The following is a 19,066-nucleotide window of genomic DNA, read 5'->3' as shown; positions in this document are numbered from 1 at the left end:
CTGTATAGAGTCTGATTATTAAATGAAATTTATTCAAATAGATAAATTAATTCATTGCTATAAAAGTCAAGCTCTCAGTTTTCGAATGATTTTGAGTGTAACCGTGCTTAGCTTAATATTGCTGATATTAATTGCAATTGCTGCTTACAATATTGCACTGGAAGAGTCAGAGGAAATTATTGATGAACAAATGATTGAGATGGCTAATTTTTTGTCTAAGGAAGAGCGAACGAATGTTAAATCAGTTTTTGATCACAATAAGAGATACGGTGAGCGGGACACATTTATAGATATTACAGATATCAAATCCCTTCCTCTTATTAGTCAACAATATGATTATATTATTAATAAAGTTGAACAGCCTCAGTTTGTAACTAAAGATTCATCACGTGGCATTATAAAAATTTACGTTCTACCAATGCCGACAAAACAAATCCAAATTAGCCAGCCTATCATTGTGCGTAAAAATTTGGCACAAGAATTGGCCTTTAATATGCTAATTCCTTATATGATTTTGATGCCTCTTAGTATTTTTGTTATTTACTGGCTCATTCGTTTTCATTTAAGGCCATTAGAACAATTAAGAATGGCATTTGCACAACGTGATTATGATGATTTATCAGAAATCAAAATAAATGAATTACCTATTGAAATTCAGCCAGCTATAAATGAGCTTAATTCCTTATTTTCACGGATAGAAGTGGCACAAAAACAACAGCATATTTTTATTGCCAACGCAGCTCATGAGTTGAGAACGCCTTTAACTGCTTTGAGCCTTCAAACAGAACTATTGATCAAATCAAAACCGAATACTGCTATATATAATGAAAATATTCTTGATCTAAATTTGAGCTTAAAGCGTATGACACATTTAGTAGGTCAACTAATGTCATTAGCTCATCAAGAAATCCCACAAAATGAAACTTTGCAACAGCTAATCTTAATTGATTATGTACGTCAGTGTGTTTCCCAAGTTCTTGTAAATGCACGTTATAAATGTGTAGATATCCAAGTGAAGTTAGACTCTTAGTGCGAGAATATACGAATACTTGCTATTCAGTCATCTTTAGAGAGTATCCTTATTAATCTCCTCGATAATGCCGTGAAATATAGTCCAAAATTAGGTCAGGTATGGATTATTATTTCGAGTAAGGGGCACAATGTGAATATGGAAATCCACGATAGTGGACCAGGCATCCCAGAAGATAGGCATGAGGATGTATTACAACGTTTTGTTAGACTACGTGAAACTCAAAATCAAGCCTTTGGAAGTGGATTGGGATTATCGATAGTTCAGTCAGCTGTAGAGTCAATTAATGCTTCAATGCAACTTGATTCATCAGAATATTTGCAAGGATTAAAAGTTATTATTTGCTTTAAATCTGCATGAGGTAAGTATAATTACAACTTTTTTAATTAGGGTGTGTTGACACTTTTAGCTGGCTTTGTTGCACAAACATTCAAAAGCTAAACTTCTTCCAAGTTATCTAAATTTAAGTGGCAACTTGGGTGTGAGGTCGGCCTAAATCTGTAAATTTATTTAATACGGCCACACGTGCATGAATCTCATTGACTTGGCTTTGAAAGTTTCTCGCACGGAGTTTATCGCCTAATAATTTGATGCAATGCATCTTGGTTTCTATCAGACTTCTGCGATGATAGCCTGACCAATTTTTCCATATTGTTCTTCCTAAACGTTTAACTGTTCGAAGTAATTCATTTCGCTCTAGCGAGCTGGTCTTTGTATCTTTCCAAGGTTTCGCATTTTTTCTTGGCGGAATCACCGCATGTGCTTGTCGGTCTGCAATTACTTGACGGCATTGCTTGGTGTCATAAGCCCCATCAGTATAGACAGAGTCAATCTGCTCATCTTGTGGAATCTGATCGAGTAAATCACCAAGCACTTGTGAATCACTCACATTATTTGTAGTGAGTTGAATAGCGCGTATTTGAAGGGTTTCAGCATCTATACCAATATGAAGTTTACGCCATTGGCGACGATATTCAGGTTGGTGTTTCTTACGCTTCCATTCACCTTCGCCTAGAAACTTTAAGCCAGTAGAATCGACGAGTAGCTGGAGACCATTACTGCTTTTTTGATAGTTAATTGCAATATCAATATGCTTTTGTCTTCTGCAGATGGTGGAATAGTCTGGTGCTGTCCAATCTAATCTACAAAGATGAATGAGACTTTGCACAAAGCCAGTGACCATGCGTAAAGAAAGACGAAATAAGGATTTGATCATTAAACAGCATTGGATGGCTGTATCTGAATAAGTTTGATTTCGACCATGTTTACCTTTGGGTTGAGCGTACCATTGAGTCTTGGGATCAAACCAAATTGAGAGATTTCCTCGATTTATTAATGCACTGTTATAAGAAGACCAATTGGTTGTACGATAGATTTTAGGTGTGGGCTTATTCATTTGAGAATTATATTGTGGAATAAGCCTTTAGAGATAGGTTTGTGCAACAAAGCCCATCTAAATTGAAGGTGTATAAGCTACTGACGTAAAATTTGTTGTAGCAGGGGAAATCAATATTAAGGTTATTTTACGGGCTGGAGAACAATTAAAAATCTGCCTCTAATACAATTCGATAGCGTACTTCACCAGATTTCAAGCGTTTGATTGCCTGATTAATCTGTGACATTGGAAAAACCTCAACTTGTGGTTGAATTTGACATCGACTGGCAAATGCTAACAATTGTTGTAAAGTGGCCGGTGTACCCGTATCTGAACCCGTCACCTGAACAGCTTTGGCAATTAATGTCGCAGGTTCAATTGAAGCTGGCATCATAACTGCACCCACAAAATGAAAAGCGCCATGTGGTGCCAGCAACGCTAAATATTCATTCCAGTCTAAACCAATATTCACGGTACTTAAAATGAGATCAAATTGCCCATGATGTGTACGCATGGAATCATAATCTAGCGAATTCATCACTCGATCTGCCCCCAATTGTATAAGGTCTGAGGACTTATTCAGATTTGAACTAAAAGCCGTGATCTCACATCCCCATGCTTTTAATAATTTTAAAGCAATATGACCTAACCCCCCAATACCAATCACACCGACACGATGTATTGCCTGAATTTTATGTTGTATCAAAGGGTGAAATACAGTGACCCCACCACAAAGTAAGGGCCCTGCACTCACTGGATCAAGTTGTTCAGGTAAAGGAATCACCCATTGCCATGCAGCACGTACCTTATTTGCAAACCCACCAGCATGCCCAACAATCGTCGGTTTTAAATCACGACAAAATACACGCTCCCCCTGCAAACACGACATGCAGTGCTCACAAGTTTCAGCCGTCCAACCTAAACCAACACGTTGCCCAATCTCCACACCTTTTGCCAGAGAACCTAAGCGCACGACCCGACCAATCACCTCATGCCCAGCAATAACAGGATATTGTGATACATGCCAATCATCCTGAATGATCGAAATATCAGAGTGGCATAGCCCACAATATTCAACCTGTATTTCAACTTCATGTGCTAATAATTCCCCCGCATCAAATTGGTAAGGGACTAATTCTTGTGAAGCGTGCATGGCAGCATAAGCTTGAATAAGGTTGTTACCCATATTTTTTTCCTTGAAATCCATTGACTTTCTTTGGGTTATAAAGCGTTTTAGCCCTCTGCATCTATCACAGAATGGCAAAAAAAATTGCGCTATCATTCTTGCCATTTTGTGATATTCGCATTTTGCATTCGTCCTTATTTTGAATTTAAGCAATGTCATGGATACAGCCCAACCTGTTGTGTCTTACCGTCATCTTCAATTTGTTAAAAGGACATTTTGCCATGAGCACACCTGCCAAACATCCATTGGATTTACTCACTGAAGCCGAACTCACGCTTGCTAGTAGCATTTTGAAAATTCAAAAAAACTTAGGCAAATATCATCGTTTTCCGCTTTTACAACTCAATGAGCCATCCAAACAAGCCATTGCAGCCTTTGAACAATCTGGCACCGCTTGCCCACGCGAAGCCTTTGCCGTCATTTTAGATAAAAGTACAGGCGATACCTTTGAAGCGATTGTGAATTTAGAGACACAAAGCATTTGCAGTTGGGAACAACTCGATACCGACAAGAATGGTCAAGCCCCGTTAATGATCGAGGAATTTGATGATCTGGTTAAAATTGTACAAGAAGACTCTTACTGGATTGCTGCAGTTAAAAAACGTGGCTTAACCGATGAAGATATTCAAAATATCCAGATTGATCCGTGGTCGTTTGGGCACTGGGGCGATGATGAAAAATACAAAGGTCGTCGCTTAATGCGTGGTGTGGCATTTTACCGTAAGAAACTGACGGACAATGGCTATGCACATCCACTCGAAGGCTTGGTTGCTATTGTAGATATCAATGAACGCAAAGTGATTGAACTAATTGATGATGGTACACACATACCGATTCCACAAGCCGAACTCAATTACGACACCCCATCTTTAGGTCAACCGCGTCAAGATTTAAAACCCTTACATATTGTGCAACCCGAAGGTGTCAGTTTCACCGTGGATGACAACTGGAAAGTGTCTTGGCAGAACTGGGAGTTCCGTGTTGGCTTTACCCCACGTGAAGGCTTGGTCATCCATCAATTGGGCTATAATGACAAAGGCAAAGTCCGTCCCATTATCTACCGTGCCAGTGTGACCGATATGGGCGTACCGTATTCAGATGACGTTGCCAACCATTACTGGAAATGTGCATTTGATGGTGGTGAATATGGTTTGGGCCGTCTTGCCAACCAACTGGAATTGGGCTGTGACTGTTTAGGTGCCATTCGTTATTTTGATATTCCAAGCTGTGACGATTTCGGCAACACCTTTGTCATGAAAAATGCCATTTGTATGCACGAAGAAGATTACGGCACCATGTGGAAACACTATGAGTTCCGTACAGGTGTATTTGAAGTCCGTCGCTCACGTCGCTTAGTGATTAGTTTCTTCTGTACCGTTGCCAATTATGACTATGGTTTCTATTGGTATTTATATCAAGATGGCACCATTCAACTCGAAGCAAAATTAACCGGGATTATTCAAACCTCTGCCATTACACCGGGACAAACACCAAACGGCGGCAAAGTCACCCCAGAGATTTATGGCCCAACTCACCAACACTTCTTTAGCGCACGTTTACACATGCAAGTCGATGGTGATCATAACTCAGTGACTGAAACTGAAGCATTGCCTTTACCTATGGATGAACATAATGTTCGTGGCAATCTGTTTAAAACAGTCAGCCAAACATTTAAAAACGAATTGGAAGCCTGCCGAGAAGCCAATGGTGCAACCGGACGTTTCTGGAAAATCATTAACCCAAATGTCAAAAACCATGTCGGCAATCATCCCGGTTATAAATTAGTTGCTGAGCACAACCCGATTATTTTGGCTCATCCAAATAGCTCCATTGGTCGCCGTGCTGGTTTCGCTCAAAAACACCTTTGGGTGACACCTTATGCAGAAAAAGAACGCTATGGTTCTGGCGAATATCCAAACCAAAACTATGGCGATGGCTTGCCAGTATGGGTACAACAAAACCGCCCGATTGAAAACACCGATCTTGTTGTTTGGCATACCTTTGGGCATACCCATATCTGTAAACCAGAAGATTTCCCAGTCATGCCTGTGCAGTATGTCGGCTTTAAATTACAGCCTAATAATTTCTTCGAATTAAACCCTGCGATGGATTTACCAGCGGGTAAAGACCATGCCAGTGTCCAAGATGGTGCATCGCATTGCTGTCATAAAAACACCTAAACCATAACCAGCAAAACGGTAATGATCACACGCGTTACCGTTTTTAGGAGGTGCTATGAATCATTCAGAAATGACAAATGACCATATGATGATGGAGCAACAAATTCATGTTGCACAATCACATCAACTTGATCCGCATCATGTCGATCTCAGTACAAGTTTTTGGACACTGTCTAACAGCATTGATCTGGTCTTGATTGTATTGTTCATTGTTTTTTTCATTTTAAAACGACAAAAATGGCAGCAGCATCCGTTCATTCTTTCCCTCACGGCACTGTTATTTTTAATCAGCATGCATCCACTGACCGATAGCATCGCACGTCATTCAGTTTGGTTGCATTGTTTACAAAGTAGTTTGATTCATCATCTCATTCCCTTTGTCTTATTGGTGACCTTGCCCCCAAATGCAACGACTTATCCAAGTCAGCCGTCTGCCACAACTACTCGTTTACTCATTTTCAGTATTGTGGCATTCAACCTGATGAGTTTCATGTGGATTTTACCTGCCTTACATTTACGTTTAATGCAAGATGCATTGCTGTATAGCGCAATGAAATGGGGAATGGCATTAACCGGTATTTTGTTGTGTCAAACCATGCAAACCTTTAACCATTATAAAAATATTGCAGGTTTGAATTACCAAAACTTCAATCTGCTGATGCTGCTCCCCCAAGCCTTGATTGGTCTGGCACTCATGTTGCTGCCACCACTCTATGCCATGCCAGAAGCACTGCTGCACCATGAACACATGCAAACATTTGCACAACTGATGCCTCAACTTTCCGAGCAACATGATCAGATGATCGGTGGACTCATTTTATGTATGGCCAGCCTTCTCTTTCTGTCTATGGACCTCAAAAGACGCCATACATTTTTTCAATTTCGATCTTCATCACCACTCAATAAGGAGGTTGCATGAATAAACTTGGTCAATGCTTTAGAGCAGCTATATGCATTATAAGTTTGCTCTTCTTAACACAAGCAGATGCAGCTAACACAACCCTTGATAAAGGAAATACTGTATGGGTCATGGTTGCAGGAATGTTTGTCATGCTGATGTGCATTCCCGGACTGGCAATGTTTTACGGTGGATTTATCCGCAGTAAAAATGTACTGTCTATTTTTGCACAAATGTTCATTAGCGCAGGATTTATTGGTGTTTTATGGGTGGTCTACGGCTATAGCCTTGCTGTAGATACCACAGGAATGGTTGAAGGCAAATATAATTTACATAGCTTTATTGGTACGTTCGATAAGATCTTTTTAAATGGGATTAATCTTGCACACGTCAACGAACTGGCCATTCCCGATGGTGTACTGATCTTTTTCCTCATGACCTTTGCCATCATTACCCCTGCAATTGTCATTGGTGGATTTGCCGAACGGATGAAATTTTCCGCCAGCCTGCTGTTTTTAATTATTTGGTTTACGTTCTGCTTTATTCCAATGTTTCACATGGTCTGGGGTGGGCCGGGTGCCTTAATGCACAATTGGGGCGCACTAGATTTTGCAGGGGGAACTGCCGTTCACATGAATGCAGGACTTGCGGCACTGGTTGCCTCAATTATGGTCGGTAAACGCAAGGGCTACCTAAAAGTCGCCATGCCACCACACAATGTCACACTGGCATTAACAGGTGCAGGCATTTTATGGGTGTGCTGGTTTGGCTTTAACATTGGTTCAGGTTTAACGGTCAATGAAAATGTCGGCACCATCATGTTCTGTACGCAAGTTGCTGCTTGTGCAGGCATTATGGGTTGGGTCGTCGTCGAAATGTTGCATCGTAAAAAGCCCAGTGCATTGGGTGCCGCATCTGGGGCATTGGCGGGATTGGTTGGTATTACCCCTGCCTGTGCCTTTGTAGGGGCAATGGGTGCAATTTGCATCGGTTTCATTACCGCAATTTGTTGCTATTACGCTGTGACCACCATCAAACACAAATTTGGTTATGATGATAGTGTCGATGTATTTGGTTTACATGGTATTGGAGGCATTGTGGGTGCCATGCTCACCGGCATTTTTGCTTCTCCAGATTTGGGCGGTAATGTTGCAGATTTCAATATGGCCAAACAACTTTGGGCACAGTTCTTAAGTGTGATCTTTACCATTATCTATTGCACCAGTATCAGTTGGCTTATTCTAAAAATACTGGATAAAACCATTGGCTTACGTGCCAGCGATAGTGATGAAGAAATGGGACTCGACATTGCCCATTACAATGAAAATGCCTACAACAATTAAACCGTTTAACCGCCTGAGTTCAATCATCCATCAGGCGGTATTTTGATGATGTCATTTGCTCATATTCTTTGATCATGCAATCTGCCAATTTGTGATATTACCGCAGGTATTTACAGCTTAATTTAGCTGATATCAACGTCAAACGATATAAGGTTATCTTGATGCAAACACTTAACGTACACTATTTCCAACATATTGAAGGTGAAGACTTAGGAAGCTGTGAGGAATATTTAATTCAACACTACCGCGCCAAAATCACAACCACAGCCTTTTATGCACTTCCTCCAAATACTGCGCTTGAGCTCGGTGCTCTGCCCGATCTTGAAGACGTTGATTTGCTCATTGTTATGGGGGGAACAATGAGTGTCAATGATGACGATAGTTTTCCATGGTTACGTACAGAAATCGCATGGATTAAGCGCTACATTGATGCAGGAAAACCCGTTATTGGTTTATGTCTGGGCGCACAACTGATTGCAAAATCACTCGGTGCAACAGTCAAAATCAACCCAGAAAAAGAACGTGGCTGGCGTGAAGTGTATGCAACCTCACCGCAACAATCAGACTGCTTTACCATTCCACCAACCTTCACCGTCTTAGAATGGCATTCCGAAACATTTACTCTTCCTGAACATGCCATTCATCTTGCCCAAAATGAGGTATGCCAAAATCAAATCTTCCAATATCACAAACATGTGATTGGCTTCCAATTTCACCCTGAAGTGACGATGACCACCTTACAGATGTTCTTTGACTCACTGCATGAAGATCTTGCCAAATACCAAGGGCCTTTTGTCGAACCTGTCGCAAAAACATTAAATGTTCCACCCGAGCAATATCATGCAGGGCAAGCGCTTTTAAATCGAGCAATTGACTATGTGATAGAACACAGCAACATACCTATCAACCCCCTCATAAAAACACAGGCAGTCATGGCATGAGCGATGAACATGTCATTCGGTTTAATCAATGCTGATCATCGTAAAAAGTTATTCAGTCCCACACCATATTGGTACAAAATTTGCTCAGATTTGCATAAGGATAGTGCAAAGACTGGAGCGCAACCATGTACATCAAGGATCAACCATTTGATGACATCATTTATCATGCTAAAGCGCTCGATTTTTGGGAGCAAGAGTATAATCAGCTTTCAGAGTTGGTTTTTCAAAGTCGTTTACAAGACTTAAATTTTTATGGCGTACGTATCTTTCGTGAACAAATGAACTGTCGTGTAGCACAATGCACCAAAACACCCCTCAATACGATTAATATTCTGATTCCAATCCATCTGATTCCTGAAAAAAGCCATCTGCCTACCCATACCTTATGTGCTAATGGTGCGACATTACTGCCCTCTGAACATGAGTTTTTCTTCTGCACTCCCCCCAATACCGACTATATTGTGATTTCTTTAGATCAATCTATTTTAGAAAAGCGCTTAATTCATCAAGATATGGAAAAAATTCTAAAAAAACGCTTCGGTTGCGGCATTGTATGGAACGCTCAGATCTCGAAACGACTCAGTGAGAAATGTATTCACTTATTAAATCAGTACACGACAATGCATACCTTACCAACCTTGCAAACACAACAACACCTTCAGGATGAAATTACCGATCTGGTGCTACATTATTTTGAATGTGATGACGATATTTTAACCATCAAAGATTTGGGCAGTAACCACCACCATATCGTGCAATATGTGTATGAAAGAGTGTTGGAAAGTGACCATCATTTAACGGTATTAGAACTATGTCAGGAACTGCAAATTCCACATCGTTCGCTGCACTATGCCTTTGAAAAAACCACAGGCATGTCACCCAATAAATATATTCGTGCAATCCGTTTAAATGCCGCAGACCGTCTTATTCACCAACAAAGAAGCAAGTCGTTAATCACTGACTTAGCGCATCAATATGGTTTTTCTCATAGCAGCCACTTTGGTCGGGAATATAAGAAGTTATTTGGTCGTATTCCTTCTCAACGGCTTTGTTGCACAAAGGCTTGAAAGATAGAGCTCCCCTAAAAGATCCAAATTTAAGTTACAATTCGGGTTTGAGGTCGGCCTAATTCCGTAAACTTATTTAAGATTGCCACACGTGTATGTATTTCATTGACTTGGCTTTGAAAGTTTCTCGCACTGAGTTTATCCCCTAATAATTTGATGCAATGCATCTTAGTTTCAACCAAACTTCGCCGGTGATAACCTGACCATTTTTTCCAAATGCTTCTTCCTAAATGCTTAACTGTTCGAAGCAGCTCATTTCGCTCTAACGAGCAAATCTTTGTATCTTTCCAAGGCTTTGCATTTTTCCTAGGTGGAATCACTGCATGTGCTTGCCGATCCGAAATTACTTGACGGCATTGTTTTGTGTCATAAGCCCCATCGGTATATACGGAGTCAATCTGCTCATCTTGTGGAATCTGATCAAGTAAATCACCAAGTACCTGCGAATCACTCACATTGTTAGTGCTGAGCTGAACTGCCCGTATTTGAAGGGTTTCAGCATCGATACCAATATGTAATTTATGCCATTGGCGGCGATATTCAGGCTGATGTTTCTTTCGTTTCCATTCACCTTCACCTAGAAACTTTAAACCAGTAGAATCGACGAGTAGGTGGAGACCATTACTGTTTTTTTGATAGTTAATTGCAATATCAAGATACTTTTGTCTTCTACAGAGAGTGGAATAATCTGGGGCTGTCCAATCTAATCTGCAGAGATGAATGAGACTTTGAACAAAGCCAGTGACCATACGTAAAGACAATCGAAATAGGGATTTGATCATCAGACAGCATTGAATCGCTGTGTCAGAATAAGTTTGATTTCGTCCATGTTTGCCTTTGGGTTGAGCATACCATTGAGTTTTGGGATCAAACCAAATTGAGAGATTTCCTCGATTTATCAGAGCACGATTGTAGGATGACCAATTGCTTGTACGATAAATTTTAGGTGTAGGCTTATTCATTTGCGAATTATATTGCGGAATAAGGCTTTATCGGTAGGTTTGTGCAACAAAGCCGCTATACACAGCAAAAACTATCCGAATTGATTCGAATCAATAAAACTACAATCTCTGAGATCGAGAATGGGAGATTTACAGGTTCTTTTGACATCTTTGAACGTGTACTTGATGCAGTCGGTCTACAGTTTGATGTATCGCCAAAGCGACATTTGCTGCCTCATTGGGATGAGATTGAAGATATGTTTGCTGAGGAGGATGAATGAATATTCAAACCAATCTTCCTGCCAAAATCACCAATATCATGGTGCGTGCCAATCAAACTGAATTAGGCGTATTGACCTATGGTTCCACTCATCACTATCAGCCGACACAAGAAACACGACATGTGTCACTCACCATGACTCAACGAGGCATAGATGGTTATTCTTCTAGTGCATTACATCCAATCTTTGCTCAGAACTTACCAGAAGGCTTTAATCGACGGTTGATTATTGAAAAGCTAACCAGATACGCTAAAGTCAATGACATCTACTTATTGGCACTACAAGGTGATCAAGGCGTTGGAATACTTTCTTATCAAAGTAAGTTAAATTTACCAGAAACTGAATCTTTGAACTTAAGTGACATTCTATCCTACCGTAGTAAAGAGCCCCTTTTCCCACAACTTTTAGATAAATACTATCTCAGGACTTCATTGGCTGGGATGCAACCCAAAGTGAGCATTCCGAATGCGAATACTGTTCAAACAGATAGAACAGTTCATCAGAGGGATTTGATTGTAAAGTCCTTTGATGCTGAATTTCCATTGCTTACCGTCAATGAGTTTGTCTGTATGCAAGCGGCGCAGCATTGTGGACTTGAGCCACCCAAAACATACTTGTCCGAAAATTTAGAAACCTATGTGGTAGAACGGTTTGATAAAACCAGTGACGGTGTCAACGGCATTCTAAAATTGACCCCTTTGATCTCGTATTAAGTTTCAACCTGAGGCTGAATCCCTATTCTTTTTTTATCCTTCAAACGATAACTCTCACCCGATATTTGTACCACATGACAGTGATGCAATAACCGATCTAACATCGCAGCGGTCAACGTGACATCATCTGCAAAGGATTTGGACCACTGGCTAAAGGGTAAGTTACTCGTCAATATCGTACTGCCTTTTTCATAACGCTTGGCAATCACATTAAAGAACAGATTCGCTTCTTCACGTCCAAACGGTAAATAACCAATTTCATCGATAATCAGTAACTTTGGTCCTAGTACCGCACGTTGCATATAGGTTTTCAGTTTACCTTGCTGATAGGCTGTACTCAGTTGCAGCATTAAATCCGCTGCGGTAATGAACTTGATCTTAATGTTGTTCATGATGGCCTTATAGCCTAATGCCATAGATAAGTGCGTTTTTCCTACTCCGCTAGCCCCCAGAAACACCACATTTTCTGCTCTCGGGATAAAGCTCAGGTTGAACAACTCGACCACCTGTGATTTGGGAGCACCCAGTGCATAATTAAAATCGTAACCTTCCAGCGTTTTGATTTGAGGCAGGCCTGAGAGTTTCATCAGTACCTGCTGACTGCGCTGTTGCCTGGCAGCATATTCATGCGTCAAGATCGCTTCAACAAAGTCGGCATAACTTCCATCCTGACCTAATGTTTGTTGTGCATGATGTGACCATTGTGATGCGATGGCAGGCAGATTGAGCTTTTGGCAAAGCTGCTCTATACGGTCGTATTGCAGATTCATCAGGAAACTCCCAGCAACTGGTCATATACAGATAAGGGATGCTGCAAACCCTCGTAGGGCATGACATGCTGTGCTACTGCAACAGGTACAGTGCCAGAACCTGTATCTGATTGCGGTAATGGCGTAAATTTTTGCTGCTCCTGTTGCAGTCGAACAGCCGGTTTTTCTTGCGTGGTGGCATGAATCCGCTGATTGGCGGTTTCATGCAGCCACCGGCCAATGTGGGCATTGGCGACATCAACATCTAACAGTAAACCCGAAGTCTTCAGGCTTGCTTTCAATGGCACAATAAAGCTTGATTTGAGGTATCCATTAAAGCGTTCAACTTTGCCTTTGGTCTGTGCACGGTAGGGCTTACATACGCGAGGACGAAAGCTGTATTTCTTGACGCAGTCGAGCAGTTTGGGATTCCATTTATGCTGCCCCTCCTGATAGGCATCCCGTTCAATCATGATCGTTTTAGCGTTATCAAACAGGATTTCTTGAGGTACTCCTGCAAAGAACTGAAATGCATTTTCTAGACCATCGATCCATGCATCGGTACGTTCATGATCATAAAATTTCACGAAAGTCGCTCTGGAATAGCCTAATGTTGCGACAAAGGCTTTTAAAGTCGTGTTGTTGCGTCGAATTGTCGTGAAATCTACCTGCATTTGTTGGCCAGGTTGGGTTTCAAAACGAATGATCGGTTCCGGTTTAGCAACTGGTTTTAATGTTGCAAGATATTCCCTCAAGATCCTGATCTTTCCTGGATATCCCAACCCTAAAATTTCCTGGTAGAGCACAACAGCAGGAATCCATTCAGGATGAGCTGCGTTTACACGTTGGAGTAAATAGGGTTTATATGGGTCAAGGATACTTATTCTAGGCTGTATACGCTGATACTGAGGTGTGGTGTTTTGCCGTAAATATTTACGTACGGTATTTCTGGACACCCCCAGTTCACGAGTAATGGCTTTAATAGATTTACCTTGCTGATGAAGTATTTGGATTGTCACTGCTTGCTCCAAAGTTAACATGTTGAGCAGTCCAAAATGACCGCTATATTAACCAAGGGGGTCAGTTTTTAAATGCCATTAGGGGGTCATTTTTACACTGCCGCTAACAATAGCCTTTAATCCCAAGGATCTACACCGGAGTGTCACTGAAACCCCTGAGGAATTAGATGATATTTTTACTTGGCGTGAGCCACGTAGAGTCACCAACAGCCTGACCATTACGTATGATAAATGCGTATATATACTGGAAAGTACAGAAGAAAATCAAAAGCTGATCGGCAAATATATTGAGTTCCTAGAATATCCAGATGGGACTGTAGCCATTGAATATCAAGGGAGAAAGATCACCTATAGCATCTTCGATAAATTAAGTCAGCTTAACCAGCGAGAGATTGTTGAGAATAAACGTTTGGGTTCCGTGCTGGCACATATTCAACAGCAGCATGAAGAATTGGAACAGCATAACCAACGGAATCGTTCTCAAAAGAGCCAAGTAGACGTGCACAGAAGACAGCTATTCAACAGCGAAATCTAAATCCTGTGCTTGACTTGGAAATGCCTGTATAGGACATTTCTATTTAGTTATTAGGTAGGACATTTCTACTTGGGAATAACACACACTATTAGAACCCATTTAAAGTGTCTGTATTCTCACCAATAAAAATGTCTGGTCTATGATGCACATCAACATCATGGACTGGATAAAACTTGAGATACTGATCACTATTAATTGCAAGGAATTACAATGTCTTGTAAGGCCGACAATTATTTAACTTCTTTATCCAACACATCAAACCGTCTGCTAAGAAAATTGCAAATGCGCATATTCTAAAAGCGGACATTTTTACTTTGGAGAAATGGTTGATTAAGCCCAGAAGCTTTTGAACAGAAATATTTTAAGGATTTAGAGGGATTGGCTGGCAACAACACTGTCTAGGATCAACCGGACATTTCTATTTTGGGCTTACCGCCGCATTTTGAATAATAGAGATTATGTTAAATAATTTATACCTAACAATAACTTCATCTTTTCCATTCCCTGACCACTATTCAATGACTTAAGTGATTTCTATTTCACTCTGAAAAGTTTGTGTTTGAACCTTCAATTTTGAGCGTATCTATAACCATCTTCAAAGCTGGAGAAACATTTCTATGTGAATAGTATAAAAATAGACCTTCATAATGCCGTTAATTGAATAGCCACCAAAAATTTAGACACACATAGCCCGATTGAAATAGGCTTTTTCATACTCTTAGACTGCTCCCAGTATCCTAGACATTGAAAATAAGCTTTAAATTAGGCTCTGTTGCAAATAAAGATCTAAGTAGAATATTTCCCAGAAGAGGTAAAGTTTTGACAAATCTTAGTTAAAAAATCTAGAAAAACCCGTATACGAGGAGAGATTAAACGTCGACTAGGATAAATTGCTGTAAGTTGCGAGCTAGCGAGTTCAAGGCGGATATGCGGTAAAATTTGAATCAGACTTTTTTCAGCCAGTTGTTTGACACAATAATGCTGCGGCAACATTGAAATTCCCCCACCTAACATGAGCATTCTACGCACAATAAGTGGATGATTCACCCGTATGACACCATACGATAAGTCTAGGTAATGGATGTCCTTGTCGAAATAGACAGGTAAACGGCGCAATGCATATCGGCTTTCACAAATCTGAACCAATGTTCTTAATTCATCGAGTGATTCAGGTAATCTATTTTGAGCTAACCATTCTGGACTACTTACCCAAATCAATTGCCCCCGAATTAATGGCAAGGAAACCAACTCACTGTCTTCAAGCTCTCCCACCACAACGGCAATATCCACCTGATCACGGATTAATTCTGCACCTTGACTGGTGATGACAATTTCCAAATCAATTTCAGGGTGTTGCTGGTGAAAGTCTAATAAATGAGACGCCACAAACTCTTCACTAAATGCGGGTGGAAGAGCGACTTTCAAACGTCCTTTTGCGACACTCCCTAAATCAGCCATAAGAGAATCTGTTGCAAGCGCCTGCTCCATGATCTGCTGCGCCTGACGGTAAAAAACTTCACCTTCGGCAGTAATGCGTAAACTACGTGAAGAACGATCAATTAAACGTAAACCCAAATCTTGCTCTAAACGCGTTAGAGTTGTACTGACTGTAGATTTAGGCATTCCTAAGGTATTCGCAGCGGCAGAAATTCCCCCTCGCTCAATAATGGCAAGAAACACGGGGATATCATCTAAATTCCATTTCATAACTGAATTGTTCATTTTTTTGAACGATAAATCTCATTTTAGCTAGTTGTTCCCCAAGCAGCAATAATTAAAATGATGGGAACAGCATTGCGATTGACGCACTGAAAAAGGAAAATTTCATGGCACGTATTATTGGCGGTATCGGCGCTTCACATTCTCCCACCATTGGCTTTGCAAAAGATACGGGTAAACATCAAGATCCTGCGTGGAAACCTATTTTTGAAGGTTTTGACGTCATCCGAAATTGGATAAATGAAAAGAAAATCGATGTTTTATTTACCATTTACAATGACCATGTCACCTCATTCTTTTTTGATCATTATTCAGCATTTACCCTTGGTATTGATGACCTGTATGTTGCTGCGGATGAAGGTGGTGGTCCGCGTGCAGTCACTCCTGCGCATGGACATTTAGGTTTATCACAACATATTGCAAAAGCTTTGGTTGCAGATGAATTTGATATGTCTTTCTTTCAAGGCAAAGCGGTCGATCATGGTTTTTTATCGCCACTTTCTATGCTTGGTGATGAGCAAGGTCCATGGTCGGGTCAAGTTGTTCCATTACAAGTCGGTGTGTTGCAATTTCCTATTCCAAGTGCCAAGCGTATGTGGAAAATGGGCAAAACCTTGCGTAAAGCGATTGAAAGTTATCCTGAAGATTTAAATGTCGCAATCATGGCAACTGGCGGGCTTTCTCATCAGGTACACGGCGAACGTGCAGGATTTCTGAACGAAGAATGGGATGCTGAATTCCTTGACTTGTTAGAAAAACAACCTGAAAAATTAGCCAATATGCGTATTGCTGAATTTGCTGAAAAAGGTGGTTGGGAAGGTGCGGAAGTAGTGATGTGGCTGATTATGCGTGGTGCATTATCAGACAATGTCAAACTGATTCACAAACAAAACTATGCGCCATCGGTCACCAATATTGCCACGCTAGTGTTTGAAGATTTAGGTGAAGCGGCAACACCAGATGAAATTGAGGCGTATCGTCAGCATTTGGACTATGAATTACAAGGGGCTGAACTGCTTAAAGGGACTTATCCTCTAACGCATGCAGTGAGCCATGCCAATTTACGCATTAATGCCTTCTTACATGATTTGGTGCTTCCGCAACATCGTTCACGATTTTTAACCGACTTCGAAGCCCTTGCCAATGAGCGCGGCTTAGACGATGAAGAGAAAAATCTGATTCGTGAACGAAAATGGATTGAAATGATTCGTAGAGGTGTGAGTTTCTTTGTTTTAGAGAAAATGGCAGCTGTGTTGGGTGTACCGAACCCGCAAGTCTATGCATCATTCCGTGGAGAAACTCTGGAACAGTTCTTGGCAACGCGTAAAGTTCCAATTACATATTCAGTTGCGGGTGGTGCACAAGCAAAAGCAATGGATAAAGCTGAATAACTAGCGTACACACAGATAAATAGATTTACCCTTGATCAGCCTTTATGCGACAGCGCAGTCCTAAAGGCTGTTTTTTTGTCCAAAGATTGCATAGATAAGATCGCATTCACCTAAATGAGTCGCGAACACGATCTAATTGTTCAGAAAAATTTATGGCATAGATGGATGTGCAATTTGATCTATCCAGTTAAATAACTCATTCAGGTCATAGTCTCCACCATGAGGTTGATTCCAAGCCAGAGAGAAATCCACTGAATTGCCTTGATTCGCAAGGCTGGTTGCTAGCATTGCTGGAATGGCAAAACTCGTATCCTTATCCAGTGTGCCCTGTCGAATTCGCCAATATTTGGCAGTACTCGCTTGATGAGTCCCGATATAGTGCATGGGGTTCATCATGGCAATAATTTTAGGATCTGCCATCGTGCTATCTGTTTGAGTTCGATGTTGCAGTGCATATGCCGTGAAATGTTGCGCAGCGATGCTTGCTGTTCCAAACTCATCATTTTCACCCGATGATAAATCTAAGGCATCAAAAGCTGGTGGTAATTTTTGTCGTCCTAAATATTGCAGATAAGCATCATAGTCAATTTTGGCGATTTTTTTATTTTCAATTGTAAGCCACTTCAACGAGCTTAAATCTTCACCTTGATCCAAGGCGGTCTGTGCAGATTGAATCAACAGCGATTGAATATAGTCTTTAAAGCTACCATTGCCCTTTGCATCAAGTTGCAGTAATTGCCCTTGCTTATTTTTTAGCTTTAAACTGTTTAAGTACGTAGGGAACAATTGTTTTAAATCTTGAGATACCTGAATTTGATTGGCTGTTAAAGTCCCTGCTTGCTCTTTGCGTTGAACTTTATAATCCAACATGCTGATATCAATTTTTTTATACTGATGTACATTCGCCAATTGCCATTCGTAAGCAGCATCTGCATGCTCTAGATTGGTAATAGCCGCATAAGCGGAACTTGCAAATATTTTGTCGCTATTTTGAGCAGCCCCTAATTGTTTGAGATACGGTTCATAATCTTTAGCATCCCCCGTAGCTCCGAGTAATACAGAAAGTGCTCCTCCTGCACTGGTACCATTTGAAATAATCTTGTTGGCATCACCCGGCATTATAGAATCGTTCAACTTGAGATAACGAACAGCAGCCTTTAAGTCCACAATTGCAGCCGGTGCTTTACCTGTATATTGTCCTTGGGCATTTTGCAATGTGCGACCACGTGCTCCAGGTGAAGCGACTACATAACCATGCGCTAGAGCACTGACAATCGTGTTGGGACGTTGCTGCTTTTGAGATTGATCCATTCCAGACATCCCTTCAGGTGGTTTCCCTTTAGGTAAATCCGATGGGGCTGCCCCATTTGGATTTTTCATCATCAGTGGGCGTCTTTCCTCCAACGTGCCGGGTTCTGCTGGCATATACCCGCCCACCTGATTTGGCAGAAAAATAGGCGCATTTTGGGCATTATAGCCATTGATGGATTGGCCCTCAAAATAGGCTTCAGGAATATAAATATTGATGCTTTGATATTTTTTATCAACAGGATTGGCAACATAAGTAATGCCTTCATAGGCATGTACTTTAAGTGTAGAACCATTCACATTGATTGTTTTGATTGTGAAATTCTGCTGATCAAATTTCAAAGAAATTGGTTGTGTTTCTGCATGTATTAGCGTTGCAGAGCTCAATGC

General features: G+C 40.9%; 16 protein-coding genes and 2 pseudogenes. 11 read left to right on the top strand and 7 right to left on the bottom strand.

Features of this window, described 5'->3' with window-relative positions; all coding sequences use genetic code 11:
• Window positions 1-22: 22 nt before the first annotated feature.
• Together GBI16_RS14875 and GBI16_RS18960 are read left to right on the top strand one after the other, a co-directional pair.
• On the top strand, window positions 23-1,030 hold the full coding sequence (locus GBI16_RS14875; RefSeq protein ID WP_228267849.1) for a histidine kinase dimerization/phospho-acceptor domain-containing protein: 1,008 nt from the start codon (window positions 23-25) through the stop codon (window positions 1,028-1,030).
• 9 nt (window positions 1,031-1,039) lie between these two features.
• The gene (locus GBI16_RS18960) at window positions 1,040-1,390 is read left to right on the top strand and encodes an ATP-binding protein (RefSeq protein WP_308463954.1); all 351 of its coding nucleotides are present in this window, start codon (window positions 1,040-1,042) and stop codon (window positions 1,388-1,390) included.
• Between the two features lie 103 nt (window positions 1,391-1,493).
• Here the strand turns inward: GBI16_RS18960 and GBI16_RS14870 are convergent, their stop codons facing one another.
• Both GBI16_RS14870 and GBI16_RS14865 read right to left on the bottom strand, forming a co-directional pair.
• Window positions 1,494-2,426 (bottom strand): IS5-like element ISAha1 family transposase, encoded by a 933-nt coding sequence (locus GBI16_RS14870; RefSeq protein ID WP_004637176.1) that lies wholly within the window; start codon window positions 2,424-2,426, stop codon window positions 1,494-1,496.
• Between the two features lie 145 nt (window positions 2,427-2,571).
• Complete coding sequence (locus tag GBI16_RS14865) at window positions 2,572-3,591, bottom strand: NAD(P)-dependent alcohol dehydrogenase (protein ID WP_151707352.1); 1,020 nt, start codon at window positions 3,589-3,591, stop codon at window positions 2,572-2,574.
• Between the two features lie 221 nt (window positions 3,592-3,812).
• Between GBI16_RS14865 and GBI16_RS14860 the strand changes: the two genes are divergently transcribed.
• From GBI16_RS14860 to GBI16_RS14840, 5 genes are all read left to right on the top strand, one after another.
• Entirely contained in the window at window positions 3,813-5,771 is a 1,959-nt protein-coding gene (locus tag GBI16_RS14860) for a primary-amine oxidase (protein ID WP_151707351.1), read from the top strand.
• Window positions 5,772-5,826: 55 nt separating this feature from the next.
• Window positions 5,827-6,690: a cytochrome c oxidase assembly protein gene (locus GBI16_RS14855; protein ID WP_151707350.1), complete on the top strand. Its 864-nt coding sequence runs from the start codon at window positions 5,827-5,829 to the stop codon at window positions 6,688-6,690.
• Window positions 6,687-8,012, top strand: coding sequence for an ammonium transporter (locus GBI16_RS14850; RefSeq protein ID WP_151707349.1), 1,326 nt, complete (start codon window positions 6,687-6,689; stop codon window positions 8,010-8,012). The genes GBI16_RS14855 and GBI16_RS14850 overlap by 4 nt, the downstream gene beginning before the upstream one ends.
• A gap of 161 nt (window positions 8,013-8,173) precedes the next feature.
• The gene (locus GBI16_RS14845) at window positions 8,174-8,953 is read left to right on the top strand and encodes a type 1 glutamine amidotransferase (RefSeq protein WP_371864997.1); all 780 of its coding nucleotides are present in this window, start codon (window positions 8,174-8,176) and stop codon (window positions 8,951-8,953) included.
• A gap of 125 nt (window positions 8,954-9,078) precedes the next feature.
• On the top strand, window positions 9,079-10,020 hold the full coding sequence (locus GBI16_RS14840; RefSeq protein WP_151707347.1) for a helix-turn-helix domain-containing protein: 942 nt from the start codon (window positions 9,079-9,081) through the stop codon (window positions 10,018-10,020).
• Window positions 10,021-10,049: 29 nt separating this feature from the next.
• On the opposite strand, the gene GBI16_RS14830 is transcribed toward GBI16_RS14840, so the two are convergent.
• Window positions 10,050-10,982: an IS5-like element ISAba40 family transposase gene (locus tag GBI16_RS14830; RefSeq protein WP_151707346.1), complete on the bottom strand. Its 933-nt coding sequence runs from the start codon at window positions 10,980-10,982 to the stop codon at window positions 10,050-10,052.
• Between the two features lie 41 nt (window positions 10,983-11,023).
• Between GBI16_RS14830 and GBI16_RS14825 the strand changes: the two genes are divergently transcribed.
• Both GBI16_RS14825 and GBI16_RS14820 read left to right on the top strand, forming a co-directional pair.
• Window positions 11,024-11,242, top strand: a complete 219-nt coding sequence (locus GBI16_RS14825) for a helix-turn-helix transcriptional regulator (RefSeq protein WP_227556977.1) — start codon at window positions 11,024-11,026, stop codon at window positions 11,240-11,242.
• A pseudogene (locus GBI16_RS14820) lies at window positions 11,239-11,913 on the top strand (HipA domain-containing protein); the annotation flags it as partial. The gene GBI16_RS14825 and the pseudogene GBI16_RS14820, both read left to right, overlap by 4 nt.
• Before the next feature lie 38 nt (window positions 11,914-11,951).
• Here GBI16_RS14820 and istB read toward each other — a convergent pair.
• Together istB and istA are read right to left on the bottom strand one after the other, a co-directional pair.
• Complete coding sequence (gene istB / locus GBI16_RS14815) at window positions 11,952-12,725, bottom strand: IS21-like element ISAba8 family helper ATPase IstB (protein WP_120371317.1); 774 nt, start codon at window positions 12,723-12,725, stop codon at window positions 11,952-11,954.
• The gene (gene istA, locus GBI16_RS14810) at window positions 12,725-13,744 is read right to left on the bottom strand and encodes an IS21-like element ISAba8 family transposase (RefSeq protein ID WP_151707344.1); all 1,020 of its coding nucleotides are present in this window, start codon (window positions 13,742-13,744) and stop codon (window positions 12,725-12,727) included. The genes istB and istA overlap by 1 nt, the downstream gene beginning before the upstream one ends.
• An 88-nt stretch (window positions 13,745-13,832) precedes the next feature.
• Between istA and GBI16_RS14805 the strand changes: the two are divergent.
• A pseudogene (locus GBI16_RS14805) lies at window positions 13,833-14,290 on the top strand (ISNCY family transposase); the annotation flags it as partial.
• Between the two features lie 754 nt (window positions 14,291-15,044).
• Here GBI16_RS14805 and GBI16_RS14800 read toward each other — a convergent pair.
• On the bottom strand, window positions 15,045-15,965 hold the full coding sequence (locus GBI16_RS14800) for a LysR family transcriptional regulator (RefSeq protein WP_151707343.1): 921 nt from the start codon (window positions 15,963-15,965) through the stop codon (window positions 15,045-15,047).
• A 119-nt stretch (window positions 15,966-16,084) separates the two neighbouring features.
• Between GBI16_RS14800 and GBI16_RS14795 the strand changes: the two genes are divergently transcribed.
• On the top strand, window positions 16,085-17,368 hold the full coding sequence (locus GBI16_RS14795) for a gallate dioxygenase (protein WP_151707342.1): 1,284 nt from the start codon (window positions 16,085-16,087) through the stop codon (window positions 17,366-17,368).
• A 150-nt stretch (window positions 17,369-17,518) separates the two neighbouring features.
• On the opposite strand, the gene GBI16_RS14790 is transcribed toward GBI16_RS14795, so the two are convergent.
• The coding region (locus tag GBI16_RS14790) for a subtype B tannase (RefSeq protein ID WP_228267847.1) at window positions 17,519-19,066 on the bottom strand (1,548 nt) is incomplete at its 5' end.

This window comes from Acinetobacter sp. TUM15064, assembly GCF_008980265.1.
In the GTDB taxonomy this organism is placed as follows: Bacteria; Pseudomonadota; Gammaproteobacteria; order Pseudomonadales; family Moraxellaceae; genus Acinetobacter.
The sequence above is the reverse complement of the archived record's forward strand: the minus strand, read 5'-3'. Positions and strand labels throughout refer to the sequence as shown.

What these genes read in the sequence shown, in the direction of transcription:
- GBI16_RS14830 (WP_151707346.1), bottom strand. Translation starts at nt 10,982, where the DNA reads ATGAATAAGCCTACACCTAAAATTTATCGTACAAGCAATTGGTCATCC.
- GBI16_RS14870 (WP_004637176.1), bottom strand. Translation starts at nt 2,426, where the DNA reads ATGAATAAGCCCACACCTAAAATCTATCGTACAACCAATTGGTCTTCT.
- GBI16_RS14860 (WP_151707351.1), top strand. Translation starts at nt 3,813, where the DNA reads ATGAGCACACCTGCCAAACATCCATTGGATTTACTCACTGAAGCCGAA.
- GBI16_RS14800 (WP_151707343.1), bottom strand. Translation starts at nt 15,965, where the DNA reads ATGAAATGGAATTTAGATGATATCCCCGTGTTTCTTGCCATTATTGAG.
- GBI16_RS14875 (WP_228267849.1), top strand. Translation starts at nt 23, where the DNA reads ATGAAATTTATTCAAATAGATAAATTAATTCATTGCTATAAAAGTCAA.
- GBI16_RS14865 (WP_151707352.1), bottom strand. Translation starts at nt 3,591, where the DNA reads ATGGGTAACAACCTTATTCAAGCTTATGCTGCCATGCACGCTTCACAA.
- GBI16_RS14795 (WP_151707342.1), top strand. Translation starts at nt 16,085, where the DNA reads ATGGCACGTATTATTGGCGGTATCGGCGCTTCACATTCTCCCACCATT.
- GBI16_RS14850 (WP_151707349.1), top strand. Translation starts at nt 6,687, where the DNA reads ATGAATAAACTTGGTCAATGCTTTAGAGCAGCTATATGCATTATAAGT.
- istA (WP_151707344.1), bottom strand. Translation starts at nt 13,744, where the DNA reads ATGTTAACTTTGGAGCAAGCAGTGACAATCCAAATACTTCATCAGCAA.
- GBI16_RS14845 (WP_371864997.1), top strand. Translation starts at nt 8,174, where the DNA reads ATGCAAACACTTAACGTACACTATTTCCAACATATTGAAGGTGAAGAC.
- GBI16_RS14840 (WP_151707347.1), top strand. Translation starts at nt 9,079, where the DNA reads ATGTACATCAAGGATCAACCATTTGATGACATCATTTATCATGCTAAA.
- GBI16_RS14855 (WP_151707350.1), top strand. Translation starts at nt 5,827, where the DNA reads ATGAATCATTCAGAAATGACAAATGACCATATGATGATGGAGCAACAA.
- istB (WP_120371317.1), bottom strand. Translation starts at nt 12,725, where the DNA reads ATGAATCTGCAATACGACCGTATAGAGCAGCTTTGCCAAAAGCTCAAT.